This window comes from Flavobacterium sp. CECT 9288 (genome assembly GCF_918731615.1).
Classification (GTDB): domain Bacteria; phylum Bacteroidota; class Bacteroidia; order Flavobacteriales; family Flavobacteriaceae; genus Flavobacterium.
In genome coordinates, this window is the sequence record NZ_OU957226.1 from 1,939,784 (window position 1) to 1,954,389 (window position 14,606).

The window sequence follows — 14,606 nt, forward strand, 5'->3', positions numbered from 1 at the left end:
TATGCAAACTTTTAAGAAATTTTATTTTGGAAGGCAGAAATTAAAACCAAACACCTTTATAGGTGGTATTGGTAGTATAATAAATACACCAGCTTTGTTGGCTGCTAGATTGGGTATTAATGTAAATAGGATTAAGTCGTTTAAGATTAAAGGGGTAGATATAGAATGTGCGGTTGTTGGTGGTAGTTATACAATGCCAATGGATGCTTGGTCAGGAAATACAACAGGTATCACATATTTTGATGATATTGAAGGAAAGTGTACATCTCTTCAGCCCCACCCGTTTAGGTCAAACAATAATACAATATTAAGAGCATTCTTCCCAAAATGCACTCAAGTTCTTAGGCAAACTTTCCAAGGTGCTGGTGTGATAAAAGTTATTTATATGCCTTTGTTAACGACTATACCTGAGCAAAATAATATATTTGCAACAGGATCAAGACCTACTATATATTTAAACCCCTTTTTAGCAACTTCTAATACTGGAGGTGAAGATGCGCAGGTTGCATATGCAAGAAGTGTAGGTTCTATCATTCGATATGTCACCAACTTCACTCCACCAAACAATATCTCCAACCTATCGTTAGGAGTAATATATAATACAGCAGTACAACTCAATTTTACTCCACCAAGTAGTGTAAACGGAATTGATTTTTATGAGGTGTATGTTGATGGGAAATATAATAACGATACAAGAGATTTTTTAGCTACAGGTTTATTACCAAGCACTTCTTATAGAATAAAAATAAGAGCAGTAGATATGTTCTACAACAAAGGTGATTTTTCTAATGAAATAACAGTTACAACTTTAGCGTCAAATGATTTCATATCAACTTGGAAAACAGACAACATTTCTACTGGCTCTTCATCTACTACACAGATTAAATTACCACTTGTTAGTAGTGGGAGTTACAATTTTACTGTAGATTGGGGAGATGGAACACAAAACATTATAACAGCTTGGAATCAAGTAGATACTGTTCATACTTATTCAGCAATTGGAACTTACACTGTTAGAATAAATGGAGTGTGTAATGGATGGTATTTTGGGAATTCTGGCGATAGATTAAAATTACTTTCAATAGTAGATTGGGGTAGATTACAACTATCTAATGGTAATGTTTTTCATGGTTGTTCCAATTTAAGTCTTCAAAATGTTCAGGGGTTTTTAGATTTACATTATGTTACTTCTATGTCCAGTTTTTTTGGTGGTTGTTCTTCAATTACAACAATTAATAATGTAAATAGCTGGCCAGTAGGAAATGTTCAGGGGATGAATAATGTGTTTTCTGGAGCTACATCTTTTAACCAAAATATTGGAGGATGGAATACTTCTGCAGTAATAGATATGTCTTCTATATTCTCCAGTGCTTGGAACTTTAACAATGGAGGTAGTCCAAGTATTGGAAACTGGAATACTTCAAATGTTATTACTATGGCTAATATGTTTCAAAATTGCGCTTTTAATCAAAATATAAGCAACTGGAACACATCAAAAGTTACAAGTATGGCAGGAATGTTTTATAAGTCATCTACAGCTGGAGGGTTTAACAATGGGCTAGCTTCGGGTGTTGCTGGTGATATGTTTTGGGATATGTCAAAAGTAACAAACGTATCACAAATGTTTCAAAATGCTAGTGATTTTAACCAAAACTTAGGAGTTCTAAACTTGTCGTTATGTACTAATTTTACTAGTATGTTTAATGGAGCAACAAAATTTAATAATGGAGGCTCTATAGAAATCAACAATTGGACTTTGAATACAACGAGTCCAGTAACAATGAATTCGATGTTTTTAAACGCAACAGTATTTAACCAACCAATAGGTAATTGGAATATAATAAATGTTACAAGTACGGCTTCTATGTTTCAAGGGGCTACAAACTTTAATAATGGATTAGCTTCAGGAGTAGCAGGGAATATGTTTTGGAACTTTAGAAATGTTACGAGCACTAGTGCAATGTTTTTCAATAGTACCTCTTTTGAACAAAATTTAGGAGCAGTTAATATGTCTAAAAACACAGTTCTTACGGATATGTTTAATGGAGCAACAAAATTTAATAATGGAGGCTCTATAGACATCAACAATTGGACTTTGAATACAACGAGTCCAGTAACAATGAATTCGATGTTTTTAAACGCAACGGTATTTAACCAATCAATAGGAAATTGGAATACAATAAAGGTTACAACTACAGCATCTATGTTTTCTGGAGCAAGTGCTTTTAATAACGGACTTACTTCTGGAGTAGCTGGAAATATGTTGTGGAATTTACAAGAAGCGACAACCGTTAATAATATGTTTTTAAATGCTACTTCATTAAATCAAAATCTTGGTGCTCTAAATCTACCATTATGTACAAACTTTACTAGTATGTTTCAAAACGCTAGTAAATTCAATAATGGAGGTTCTACTGATATAAACAATTGGACATTAAATACGACTGGTTCTATTTTAATGAATAACATGTTTTTTGGAGCAATTTTATTTAATCAAAATATGGGGTCTTGGAATACTTCTAAAGTAACTAGTATGACAGCAATGTTTGCAAGCGCTTTAGCTTTTGATAATGGTGGAAGTGATAGTATAAACAACTGGAATACGGCTAACGTTACATCTATGACCAGTATGTTTTCAAATTGTGCCTTTAATAAGCCAGTTGGAAATTGGAATGTCTCTAAAGTTACGACTACGCAAGATATGTTTAGAAGAACATTAACAGTTGGTTCGTTTAACCAGAATATTAGCTCTTGGAATATGTCAGCAGTTACAAACTCTTCTGGAATGTTTGCAAATTTATTAGTCTTTAATAATGGATTAGCTTCAGGTGTTGCTGGAGATATGTTGTGGAATTTGTCAAATGTTACAAATTGTAATACTATGTTTTTTAATGCAACTTCTTTTAATCAAAATTTAGGGATACTAAATATGTCTAAAAATGTATCATTCTCAGATATGTTTAATGGAGCGAACAAGTTTAACAATGGAGGTTCTGCTGATATTAATAACTGGGTTTTAAATACAACTGGCACTTTATCACTTGCAGGAGCATTTAAGAACTGCACTTTATTTAATCAACCTCTAAATAATTGGAATGTGAGTAAAGTAACTTCAATGAATCAGACATTTAATGGAGCAGCAGCTTTTGACCAAAATATTGGTAGTTGGAATGTATCAAGTGTTACAGATTTTACAAACTTTATGCTTAGTAAAACTCCAGTAACATTCTCTGCAGCAAACTTAGATGCAATTTATAATGGATGGAGTTCAAGACCAGTAAAAACACCAATTACTATTTCATTTGGTACAGCAAAACATTCAACTGCAAGTTCAGCGGGTAAAGATATTTTGATAATGACACCAAATAATTGGACGATAGGAGACGGAGGATCTATTGATGGCATTGCTAATACATATATCGGAGGAATAGGTAGTACGATTAATACTCCAGCTTTACTGGCTACAAAACTAGGCATTAGTACAAACAGAATAGAAAACTTTAGTGTTACAGGTTCGGATGTAGAATGTATAGTCATCGGAGGAAGTTATACTGGAGCTTCTCTGGGGTTTAATAATGATTCAACTATAATGTATTTTGATGACAGAGAAGGATTGATCACTGCTTTTGGTTATAGGTTCATTCGTTCTGCCCCAAATATGTTATGGGTAAATTTTCCAAATGTAACTTCTTTAAGTGACGAGTGTTTTCTAGGTTCTCATAAGTTAAGAGAATTGATATTACCTAAACTTACCGCATGGACTGGAGGGTATTGTGGTTGTAGGATTATGAACTCATTAAAAGTATTTAAAGCCCCATTACTAACCACTTTTAATTTTACTTCATCACAAGAAATATTTCAATCTTTGCCAAGTTTAAAAACAATTATTATTCCTAAACAAAAGAGTTTAGGGGCTTCTTCATTAAGGGAGTCTCAAGTATTTTCTGGAAGCACTTTGATTAGTGGGTCTAGATTGGTAATTGACCCTTTTGTGCAAACATCTAACTCAGGAGGATTGGAAGGTGATGTATCTTTTTTTCTGAGCAACGGGGGAATAGTAAGTTTTACGTATAACGAAAATCTACCAGATCCAATTACAGACTTATCAACAGTCAAAATTTACAATACATCGGTACAACTAAATTTTACTACTCCAACAGCAGTAAATGGTATTGATTTTTATGAAGTTTATGTTAATGGTGAATTAAGCAAAGAAATCAAAAACAGTGGTGAATTTATCACGGGATTAACTCCTGCTACGAATTACAATATTACCGTATTAGCGGTGGATGTTTTTTATAATAAATCTGCTTTTAGTAATGCTGTAAATTTTACAACTACGAATAAAACAGCTACCGATACTGATGCTATTGCTTATATAAATGCTTCATCCAATTCTTTTTATCAAGACATTATTGATGATATGTTTATAGGATTGAAAAATCAAAATTTATATACAAAAATCCAAGCCTTTTACCCATTTCTGGGCACAACCCAAGCGCAGCACAAATGGAACGCTAAAAACCCACTAGACACCAATGCGGCCTTTAGATTACAATTCTTTGGTGGAGCAACACATAGTAATTTAGGCTATCAATGTAATGGTACGAATGCTTATGCTAATAGTTTTTTTGCGGTCAACCTTAATGCTAATATTAATTCTTTTGGTGCTACGATTGTTTGCGGTACAAACAACGCGAATTCCGGTTCAGATGTAACAGAGATGGGATCTACAAATCCAGCTTCTGCAACAAATATGTTTAGGCTTGCCGTCAGACAAAGCAACACTAGCAAGCTATCTTATTTTTCTTCCTACAATCAGGCAAATGGAGCATTTTTTACAAATAATGTTGATTGTAGAGGTGTTTTTACTGGTCTTCGTAATTCCATAAGTGAAAATAAATTATTCATAAATAAAACATTAAAAGCAAGTGGAACAGGCGGTGGCACTGCATCAACAGGTGGGATATATATTGGGGCATCAAATCAAAGTAGTAGTCCTTTTGGTTACTCCAATCAACGCATCCAATTCACCGCCATACACGAAGGGCTTCCGGATGCAGAAGTAGTAGCCTTGCATACAATAATAGATAATTTCGAAGCAGCCATTGGACGTAAAACTTGGTAATATAAAAAAACAATACATCATGATACAATTAAAAACACCCTATACACACACATCGAAAGAGCCATTCCAATTACAGGAACCCTACAAATAGAAATAGCCTCATGGAACGTAATACAGGACGCTACAATATATGAAATAGAAGATTTCATTGTAGATGAAAATGGAGCAAAGAGATTAATAAACTCAAGACAAAAAAGAGTAAAAAACTCAGAGATAAATCAACTTGCTCAGATTGTTGAGCTTGATGGAGATTTTGATGGAATGTCAAAAACAGAATCTGATTGGGAAAAAGCTAAAAAAGGGTTATTACTATTCGTGCAAAATGATCTAGTTGATTCTGAACGCACCATTTATGGTCAACTACCTAATGATTGGGAGTTATGCTAGAATTCCTTTTATTCATAATCGCTTACCTCTTGTATCTACCACTTACGCTAATCAATTTCCTTTTGGTACGCAACAAAGGCTATTTCAGAGATTCTGCTGTTACGTTAGACAAATTAGCCAACAGAGAATTTAGAACACTTTGGAACAAAACACTAATCAAATGGGATGGTTATGATTTTGGAAACAGTAATGAAACTATTTCAAATGTTGTGGGTAAAAATATTCAAAACGAAACCCTAACCACAACAGGAAAAGCCCTCGTTTTTATACTAACCAAAAAGCATTGTTTGGATGCGATAGACTGGAAGGTATAGAATTATTTTAAACCCAATAATAGCCTAAACATTACATGGACAACTTATGTGAATAAATGGGGCTGAGGTTAGTGTTAAGCGTTTTTCTGAAACTCGATTTTATTGTCAGAAGGTATTCTTGAAATTCTACTTGATCAATAAAACTCCCAATTTTTCGATAAAAAAGAAAGACTCATTGTCCTTTAGAATAAAAATCAGCTTAATTATTGGTTGATGGTTTCGTGCAAGCTTGTTTAGGGGTTTAATCAGAATTTATTCTCACTCACGCGACTTATAGGATTTCGCTTTTTTATTCTTCTAACGACACACAGCAATCATCATCTAATTCACTTTTGTCCAAAACAATAAAATATTGAATTCGTAGAAATTAACAATTTAAAAACAAATAAATATGGCATTACAAACATTAAATACTATAAAGGACTGGTTTAAAACCGGTCTAAAACCCAGTCAAACTCAGTTTTGGGACACTTGGGATTCTTTTAGGCATAAAGATGAAAAGATTCCAATCACCGCAATTGATGACATTGAAAATATTTTAGCTGAGAAAGCAGACCAGGAGGCTTTGCAAAATCACTTAACCAATCCAGATGCACATGCTGACTTGTTTGGCCAAATCAAAACAACCGGGCGTTTCTTAATCAACAGAAACAACCTTATGTTTTTTGCGGACGAACCCCTAACTGGCGACACGGTAACGGGAATGGTTGAGAGTGAATATCTCAATGCTGGCACTTTTTACGGTGGTAATTTTGAACTGCTTAGTAGTTATGTTGATCCTGATAGTACCGAAGGTGCCCTTTTTAATATCTCAAATGTTATTGCAGGAACAAGTGTAACATTTAGTGTTGTCGCTGGAACCGATAAAACAATTCAATATTACATAGCTCATTACTCGCAATTAGGGGAATTCATTAGCGTCACGGTTTTCAGTTTAGATCAACTATCGTTTAACGATTTGCAAGAAATTGAAGAGTACACTTATTTCTATAACGCACCTGGAGAGGGTCAAATTAGTATAGAAGATCTTAATGAAGAAAGTATATCTAATCTTTATGTTATTCCGAATTAGAAAATTAATATTAACTAAATTTTTATAAATATGTCAAAACAGGTAATTGGAAAGAAATTAAGACTAATGAACGTTCCTGTAGCTACAGAGATAGAGCAAGGAACGGCACAGCAATTAGTAATCACTCCAGAGGGGAAAGTGAGAAAAAAAACTATTGATCAAGAATCTAGGGATTTTTTGCTTTATAATTTTATGGTGGGTGATCTTATGGTAGATGGTCATTTTCACTTTCTAAAAATAATGGCTTCGGAATTTGAATATCTAATTTCAAGCTTTCGAAATAACATTACAAAAACGACTAGTTCTGATTCGGGTCATACACACGAGCTGACTATTCGTTTCGACCCTTCTTTAAATTCCTTTGTTGTTTTAGCTCTTTCATCAGCTGGAGATAATGTTGATCACTTATTTAAATTAATTGCTATCAACGCGCCTAATCAGCCTAGTGGCTATAGCGGAGCTGTTTCAATAAACCATCAAAACGAGATCATTTTTATTAACGGAATTTTGACTAATATTTCATTGCTAGATCCGCCGCCTGTCGTAGGAGATTAATATGCGGTTAACTTCATCGGGAGGACGTGAAATAAAAAAAGTCCTCCAACAATTAAAAACTTTCTCACGGTAATTTAATTAAGCATAAAGCCACAGCGTTGGAGGACATAAGTCTTCTAATGCTGGCTTTGCTATTTTAATTTATGATGTGAGAGGTGCAAATATAATCAATCAAAAATCGAAATGAACAAGTATCATCAAATCTTAAAGAAAATCCTTGATAAAGGTAAAGTTCAAAAAAATAAAAGAACAATATAGAAGGCACAAAGCAGCTGTTAAACAGCGAATCGGTTAAGCCAGCTTTCAATGTTGGTTAAACCTAATAATAGCCTCAATATTACATTGACAACTTATGTAAATAAAATAAGTTGAGGTTCGCGTTAAGAGTTTTTCAAAGCCAACACAGATGCTGATTTATCACTTATACTATTGCGTCAAAGGCTATCAGAGCATTTAGTGCTCTTGTAGGTTTTGGCGCATTTTTATTTAAAAACAGATGTTGTTTAATTAGAAAAATAGTAGTGATCACAACCCTTATGGTTAATAGTTTTTATGATTGCTTTTTGTTAGTGTATTTTGTTGTTCTACAAGATTTTGTAAAGGTTTTTGTTTTACTGAAACTACTGAAAACAGGCGTCTTGTTTTTCTTTTTTTATGGTTTTCTGCATTATTTTTACACCCTCCAATAGCCACTATTACTACTTAAAAACAGACATAATAGTGCTATTCGTTCTCAGAAGATTTTCGAGAATTATCACCTCAATTTTAGAGGTCTCCCATACTAATCTTAATCAATAACTAAATAGTAAATAATCATGGATATTACACCAAGAGACTTAGGCGAAACACCTAAAACAGCAGACATGAGCAACTTTAAAAATCCTTTGCGACAGCCTTTAGAAGGAAACATTTTTATAGAGAGTTTTATGATTACGCCTTTAACTACATCCGAAAAAAATGAAGATTTGGCCGAAGTCATAAAAAGAGAAAGTAGAGATAGTGCGATTTAAAATTTGACCATCGGCTATTTCTTCCGGTTTTGAGAATAGAACCCGAACAACATAGATTTTAAATGGTTAAAAAAAACAATTTTTTATATAAAAACGAGTAAAAATCTCTCCCCTCTGTGTTGAATTGTTCGTCTGCTTAGTGGACAGTCATAATTTAATCGAACTATCCGTAACTCATACCAATATTCAAGGTATTGAAAATATACTTTGCGTCTTTGTGGCTTTGCGTGAAGCTGGACTCGCAAAGTCTCAGAGTGCAGAAATGCTAAAGTCTGTGAAAAAGAGACAGTCAATTTATGCTATGAAATGGCACAACTAAGGATAATTTCAAAAGCCTAATTTTTAATCATTGTAAAAACACAAAATAAGTAAAGCCTAAAAAAATGCCAAACGAAACAATAGAAAAACTAAAAGAAAAATACGGTAGCGTATTAAAACTTACTTCTGAGGACCAATTAACAAACGTTTATTGCAGAAAACCATCGTTCACTACATTTTTAAACTATCAAGATAAATACAAAGACAATCCACATGAAGCGATATTGTTTTTGTTTCAAGAATGTGTATTGGATAAAGAGATCTATGATGATGAATTCATGCTTTCGGCAGGGAATTCTATTGTAGCCATGATAAAAAAAGATAGTGAATTTGCCATTGATTTTACACCTCAGAAGGATGAATTTAAGAAATCTGCAGCGCTTATCAGATATGCTTTTAAGATAGATCCCTATCAATTAGCTATGGATGAGTTTTACAAATTACTAGAAGAGGCGCTGTGGTTACAAAAACACAAGGAGACAAGACTAGAAAACACCTTCATAACGGCCTTTGCTAAAACATTTTCAAATTAAAAATAAAAAAATATGAAATTCAATTTTAATGTAAACGAAATTTTAGATACCAAGGACATCGAATACGCTGGGATCAATTATAACGAATCAGAATCGAAAGATTTTATTATAGATAAAACAGGAGGGGAATTTAACCTGAGGGTTTTTGCTCCTTTAGTATTTGAGCCTTTGGTAAAAAGCGATCTTAATCTACCAAGTTTGCGAGTAGATGCTGTTACGGTTAATTTAAATCGCTCAAAAAACATAAAAAAAGAGAGTATAGAAGGGCGAGATTCAACAATCAAAGAGCATATATCAAATGGCGATTTTAGTATTTCGATAGAGGGATTAATTGCCAATGAAACGGGCGATGAGTATCCAAAAGAAAAACTTTTCTTACTGAAACAATTCCTTAATGCTCCCTATTCATTAAGAGTAACACATGCCATCTTAAACCGATTTGGCATTTATGAACTAGTAATAGACTCCTACTCTATCCCATCTATTGCTGGAACAAAAAATATTCAAAAATTTACTGCCAGTGCCACATCAGATGAAACTGTAGAACTAATAATGAGAGACAATGCTTAAATTAAATGCTAAAATTAGAGTTTACGAAACCATCAGACTCATTCCAACCCCTAAATTTTATGAATTTACATATGTAAAAAATGTCGAGATAAGCAGTTCTTATAAAACGCTTACAGATACTGCTACTATTGTAATGCCTCAAAAAGTATATACTGACACCAAAGGATTTGACCAGAGTTTATTTGCAAATGCAAGTGGTGCGCAAAAAACAATCCATGATTTTTTTAAACTCGAAAGTTTCATCGAAATATTTTTAGGATATGATGACGATTACAAACCAGCTTTCAGAGGGTATGTCAAAGGAGTACAAACGGATGTAAATGTTAGAATATCTTGTGAAGACGTGATGTATGCTTTTAAGAAAGTAAAAGCTGTAAAAGATAATGATGTTCAGGATAAGAATGATATGTACAATGTAGTGTCAACAAATCCAACAACAAATGTTGAAAGTTTTAATCCCAAAATGTTCTTTGAAAAAAGGATAAAAGAACTAAAATTACCTTTTAAAGTAAATGCTCTTGACGAAGAATTGGGGAATGTTATGATTAACAGAGATCAAAGCTTGGCTCAGGTTTTCGAAATGTTGAAAGATAAAGGAATATATACTTATTTTAAAACCGAAGCTTCAGGGCCAGTACTTACAATTACCAATAATCCGCAACAACATACAGCTACAGAACTAGCGGGTTTTATAGATCGGAATTTTATAAAAAGCCCTCTAGCAGGTGCTGTTGTAAAAAAGTTAATTAACCAAGGACTAAGTCTTTTAAAATCTCAATTGAGTAAAATGACTCGATCCGATTCTGATGTCTTCTCGGGTGAAGTGCGTTTTAAATTTCGTTACAATATTATAGAGGATAAATTAACAGTAGTGAATGAATCTACAAAGAATACCCGTGTACGAGTAGAAAAATACTTTAAGAATTCAAACACTCCAGTTTATATCGAATTAGGTGATCCGAATGGGCAATTAATAAAAACTCATGTCCTACATAATGATAATGAAGACTTACCAAAAGACATTGAAGCTTTCGAAAAAGCAACAACGGAAGCGACTTCAGTATTGTATCAATATGGTGCCTTGAGAGCCATGCAGTCTAAACCAAATGGATTTGAAGGTTATTTTTTAACTTTTGGAGAACCCTTTGTAAGGCCTACAGACAAAGTAATTCTGGAAAACGCTAAGGATAAAGAAAAAAACGGCACCTTTCAGGTCGAAAAAGTTGAGCGAAGTTATGGTGAAAACGGTTACAGGCAAAAGATTTACATAGGACGAAGAGTAGAAACAGTTTAAAAATACAAAATGGGAAATATAAAAGATCTAATAAAAGATGTCGCTAGCAAGAATCAACTTGTTGAAACGTTTGCGGCAAAAGTCATTGAAATAAATACAGAAACTGAATCGCTCCATAATCCAGAAGACGCTTATACTGTAAATATTATGAGAGCCGATGGAGCCATCATTAAAAACGTACGTTTGAAAGCTTCTATTCTGGACTTAGAACAAGGAATCATTACCATTCCCAAAAAGGATAGTTGGGTGTTGGCTTCTATTATTGATGGAGTAGAAACAAGGGCGTTTATTTCTCAGTTTTCGGAAGTTGATAGGTTAATGGGGAGAATAGAAGCTAAAAATAATCCAAAATTATTTTTTGACTATAGTGTTGATGGTGATAAGCTGCACATTCGGTATATAAAAACCGATACCGAAACGGAGGAGAATGAAACGAAAATTACTGATGTTGCTAAAATCGAATTTGACAAAGATCAAAATTTTAAGATAAGCTATTTTGATGAAGATGAAAAAACATTAGCGACTACACTTTTTACACCTGATAGCCTAACAACGTCTTTTAATTTGATTGAAAACAAAGAAATAAAAGAACGTTTGACCTTAGCTGCATCTAAAGATAATGTTACTTTAAAATTCAAGAATAACGAAGGTAGAGAGTTGAATTCAATTTTTACTACTCCAGAGAAACAGGTTGTTTTATTAAAAAATGATCAAGATAAAAAACAATCTTCATTTTCAATAGAAGGCAACAAAATTGCAGGATATTTATTTGAAGATGATGAACTAAAAAAATTAGCGTTTGAACTTAATGGAGAAAGTGACAGTATTCGATTAAAAAAAGACGATAATAATTTAATTGAATTAAAAGGAAAAACAGCCATTACTCTAAAATCTGAAGGCGACATTAACATCGAAGCAAAAAACATTACTCTAAAATCTAGCGAAAAGATAAACATCAATGCTTCTGGAGATACTACAATTAGTGGCAGTAACGTAAAAATTAATTAATTATGGCAACCAAATATGTATGCAACGGCGCTATATGTATGTGCGATAAAGGGTCTGCACCTGGTATTTTGGATGTAAAATCCCAAAATACCGTTTTCATCCAAAACAAATTGATGGCTTCTGATGAAGATGTAATTTTTAAGAGTCCTTTTTTCGGAACTTGTGCAGCAAATCAGAATAATCCGTGCGCCCCCATTATACCTTCAAAATGGGAAAAGCCAGCAAGTAATGTTTTCGAAAATAATAAAAAAGCCCTTTTAGAGACCTCAACAGTAAAATGTACTGTTGGAGGAAAGATAAGTATTACAAATGCACTTCAAACTGATCCTAAAATAGTTATATTTAATGACTATTCACCTGTCGAAATAATACAGTTAGAAAAACAAATTATAAGTGTCACTTGGAAAAATGCAAATTTAGACAGCGATATAACTACTGCCAATATTGGTGATAAAGTAAGCTTAATAGTAGAAACAAAAAACTATAAAGAGGGAGAAACGATTGTCATTGTAATTGATGAGGTAAATGGAAAAGACATCAAAACAGGTACAAAACTACTAAAATTTAGTGGGGAAGTAAATGCAGATGGACAGGCTATTTTGAAAGAAGAACTCTCAATTGAAAACATAAACGAGTAGCTAAAAAATGGAAAGAACATTTAGAATAAAAGAAGTAAATGGAGATACTAGTTTTCAAGAAAAAACGTTAATTGTAGAAAAAAAGAAGATTAATCTTTTGATTGTTCTGGAATTAGGAGGTGTAGCACAATTTAAAAGAACTTATAATGATATTTGGGAAGTTATTAAGCTGGAAAGTCTCGCTGACTTAAGTAAAATTAGAAAACTTTGTACTACATTTGAATTTAAAAACATTTGCATTGTTCATCATGGGAATATATTTTCTGACACTTCTATAGGTAAAGCGAGTTGGGCAATTTTATTTGCTAATAAAATACGTGAAATAAAATTAGTTATTTCCAGGTTGGGGGAAATTCCAGACGCTATAGATGATGCATATGCTTTAAAAATATTAGAAAAGTCAAAACTTGTGTTTGCTAAAAATGGTCCCGATGAATTAAAAATCAAAACCTTTTTAGGTTTAAAAATTTTAATAAGTGGTTTGCTAGATGAAGGAGCCTTCATTTCGGTAGCTTGTAATGAAGCAGATGAATCAGCTTTTTTAAAAGAGCTCGCGGATTTCACGATTAAAAACATCAAAATATTTGGCAATACTAATTTTTCTATCATTGATGATGGAAGTGATTACAAATATGGTAAATTAACCATTTATAACTATCATTCCATTTTAAATACTTACTTGTCATCTGCATGGCAAGACACAAGAGGATGGTTATATTATGATACTAAACTAAAAGAGTTAATTGTTACAAAAAAAGAGCTTTGGTTACATAGTAAAGGAAAGGAAATATACACTTTGTTGGATAGAAAAAGTAAATTGACACAAGTACAAATTGATAAAGAACATTATGCCCAATTATATTTTTCGAAGAAATATGAGACATTCCACAGAAAAAATGTTACCACAATAAGCTATGAAAATTGGAAAAAACAAATAGAACAAAAATATCCGGATTTTAAATAAAAGTAACACCATGAGATCAAAAATAATAGTAAGTGGGATGGTTTTATTCCTAACAATTGTAAGCAATGCCCAAGAAAAAAAATTGACAGAATTACGCAGTAAGTATTGTGGCGATAATTGTGAATTCTTTCATGAAAATTTAAATTTTCGTAAAGCTTTATTAAATCTTCCAGTATCACCCCCAGAACCCAAAGTACAACAAGATACACTTGTTTCGCTTTTCAATATTCCCTTGGAGGAGAGAAAAATGCTATTTCCTTTTTCTACTTATGACTCCGTTTATGTTGTAACACCAAAATACTACGTAGATAAGGAACCCCGAAATTATTTAAAATCTAAATTTCACGACTCAAAGATTTTAGTTACAGAAGAGCAGTTAAATAAAATTTCGGATATCCTATTTAATTATTATGAGATAAAATATGATAACACTATAGAATTTCGATACAAAATAACAGGTTGTGACGGGATTGAAGATAGGTATCCTAAGATTATTTTAGTATTTGTAAAAAACGGAAAAGACAAAGACTATATTGCTTTTCCAAGTCAGGTATTTCGTCGGACAAGTTTTAGTAATAAAGAATTAGTAGGTTTCGATATGTGCAGTAAAAAAGAGGAAATGATAATGAAAATGTTTGGTGTAAACTTAGAAGGACCAATTGGCGGGCAAGTATTAGAAGACAAACCAGGCGTATTGCGTGATGAGCATAAATAAAACATTATTGACTTCTTCACAAGGTAAAACACAAAGAGGAAATTTCAATATATAGTTCTGTTTCATAAAGTGTATAAATAAGGTGTTCAGATTTTAAAGA

The 14,606-nt window shown here is 32.8% G+C and carries 12 protein-coding genes; all 12 read left to right on the plus strand.

Going from position 1 to position 14,606, the window contains the following annotated elements:
• Position 1 precedes the first annotated feature (1 nt).
• The 12 genes from LQ189_RS08500 (at position 2) to LQ189_RS08555 (ending at position 14,506) form a co-directional block, all read left to right on the plus strand.
• Complete coding sequence (locus LQ189_RS08500) at positions 2–5,128, plus strand: BspA family leucine-rich repeat surface protein (RefSeq protein WP_230155764.1); 5,127 nt, start codon at positions 2–4, stop codon at positions 5,126–5,128.
• A 380-nt stretch (positions 5,129–5,508) separates the two neighbouring features.
• On the plus strand, positions 5,509–5,829 hold the full coding sequence (locus tag LQ189_RS08505; protein WP_230155766.1) for a hypothetical protein: 321 nt from the start codon (positions 5,509–5,511) through the stop codon (positions 5,827–5,829).
• Positions 5,830–6,220: 391 nt separating this feature from the next.
• Positions 6,221–6,901, plus strand: a complete 681-nt coding sequence (locus LQ189_RS08510) for a hypothetical protein (RefSeq protein ID WP_230155768.1) — start codon at positions 6,221–6,223, stop codon at positions 6,899–6,901.
• A 30-nt stretch (positions 6,902–6,931) separates the two neighbouring features.
• Positions 6,932–7,456, plus strand: coding sequence for a hypothetical protein (locus tag LQ189_RS08515; RefSeq protein WP_230155770.1), 525 nt, complete (start codon positions 6,932–6,934; stop codon positions 7,454–7,456).
• 815 nt (positions 7,457–8,271) lie between these two features.
• Entirely contained in the window at positions 8,272–8,466 is a 195-nt protein-coding gene (locus LQ189_RS08520; protein WP_230155772.1) for a hypothetical protein, read from the plus strand.
• 383 nt (positions 8,467–8,849) lie between these two features.
• Positions 8,850–9,317, plus strand: a complete 468-nt coding sequence (locus tag LQ189_RS08525; protein ID WP_230155773.1) for a hypothetical protein — start codon at positions 8,850–8,852, stop codon at positions 9,315–9,317.
• A 12-nt stretch (positions 9,318–9,329) separates the two neighbouring features.
• Positions 9,330–9,887 (plus strand): DUF6046 domain-containing protein, encoded by a 558-nt coding sequence (locus LQ189_RS08530; protein WP_230155775.1) that lies wholly within the window; start codon positions 9,330–9,332, stop codon positions 9,885–9,887.
• Positions 9,880–11,181, plus strand: a complete 1,302-nt coding sequence (locus LQ189_RS08535; protein ID WP_230155777.1) for a hypothetical protein — start codon at positions 9,880–9,882, stop codon at positions 11,179–11,181. Before LQ189_RS08530 ends, LQ189_RS08535 begins: the two co-directional genes overlap by 8 nt.
• A gap of 9 nt (positions 11,182–11,190) precedes the next feature.
• Entirely contained in the window at positions 11,191–12,189 is a 999-nt protein-coding gene (locus LQ189_RS08540; protein WP_230155783.1) for a hypothetical protein, read from the plus strand.
• Between the two features lie 2 nt (positions 12,190–12,191).
• The gene (locus LQ189_RS08545; RefSeq protein WP_230155784.1) at positions 12,192–12,827 is read left to right on the plus strand and encodes a DUF4280 domain-containing protein; all 636 of its coding nucleotides are present in this window, start codon (positions 12,192–12,194) and stop codon (positions 12,825–12,827) included.
• A gap of 7 nt (positions 12,828–12,834) precedes the next feature.
• On the plus strand, positions 12,835–13,791 hold the full coding sequence (locus LQ189_RS08550; RefSeq protein WP_230155785.1) for a hypothetical protein: 957 nt from the start codon (positions 12,835–12,837) through the stop codon (positions 13,789–13,791).
• Positions 13,792–13,801: 10 nt separating this feature from the next.
• The gene (locus LQ189_RS08555) at positions 13,802–14,506 is read left to right on the plus strand and encodes a hypothetical protein (RefSeq protein ID WP_230155787.1); all 705 of its coding nucleotides are present in this window, start codon (positions 13,802–13,804) and stop codon (positions 14,504–14,506) included.
• The last annotated feature ends 100 nt before the right edge of the window (positions 14,507–14,606 follow it).

What these genes read in the sequence shown, in the direction of transcription:
- LQ189_RS08505 (WP_230155766.1), top strand. Translation starts at nt 5,509, where the DNA reads ATGCTAGAATTCCTTTTATTCATAATCGCTTACCTCTTGTATCTACCA.
- LQ189_RS08515 (WP_230155770.1), top strand. Translation starts at nt 6,932, where the DNA reads ATGTCAAAACAGGTAATTGGAAAGAAATTAAGACTAATGAACGTTCCT.
- LQ189_RS08525 (WP_230155773.1), top strand. Translation starts at nt 8,850, where the DNA reads ATGCCAAACGAAACAATAGAAAAACTAAAAGAAAAATACGGTAGCGTA.
- LQ189_RS08535 (WP_230155777.1), top strand. Translation starts at nt 9,880, where the DNA reads ATGCTTAAATTAAATGCTAAAATTAGAGTTTACGAAACCATCAGACTC.
- LQ189_RS08540 (WP_230155783.1), top strand. Translation starts at nt 11,191, where the DNA reads ATGGGAAATATAAAAGATCTAATAAAAGATGTCGCTAGCAAGAATCAA.
- LQ189_RS08510 (WP_230155768.1), top strand. Translation starts at nt 6,221, where the DNA reads ATGGCATTACAAACATTAAATACTATAAAGGACTGGTTTAAAACCGGT.
- LQ189_RS08530 (WP_230155775.1), top strand. Translation starts at nt 9,330, where the DNA reads ATGAAATTCAATTTTAATGTAAACGAAATTTTAGATACCAAGGACATC.
- LQ189_RS08545 (WP_230155784.1), top strand. Translation starts at nt 12,192, where the DNA reads ATGGCAACCAAATATGTATGCAACGGCGCTATATGTATGTGCGATAAA.
- LQ189_RS08550 (WP_230155785.1), top strand. Translation starts at nt 12,835, where the DNA reads ATGGAAAGAACATTTAGAATAAAAGAAGTAAATGGAGATACTAGTTTT.
- LQ189_RS08555 (WP_230155787.1), top strand. Translation starts at nt 13,802, where the DNA reads ATGAGATCAAAAATAATAGTAAGTGGGATGGTTTTATTCCTAACAATT.
- LQ189_RS08500 (WP_230155764.1), top strand. Translation starts at nt 2, where the DNA reads ATGCAAACTTTTAAGAAATTTTATTTTGGAAGGCAGAAATTAAAACCA.
- LQ189_RS08520 (WP_230155772.1), top strand. Translation starts at nt 8,272, where the DNA reads ATGGATATTACACCAAGAGACTTAGGCGAAACACCTAAAACAGCAGAC.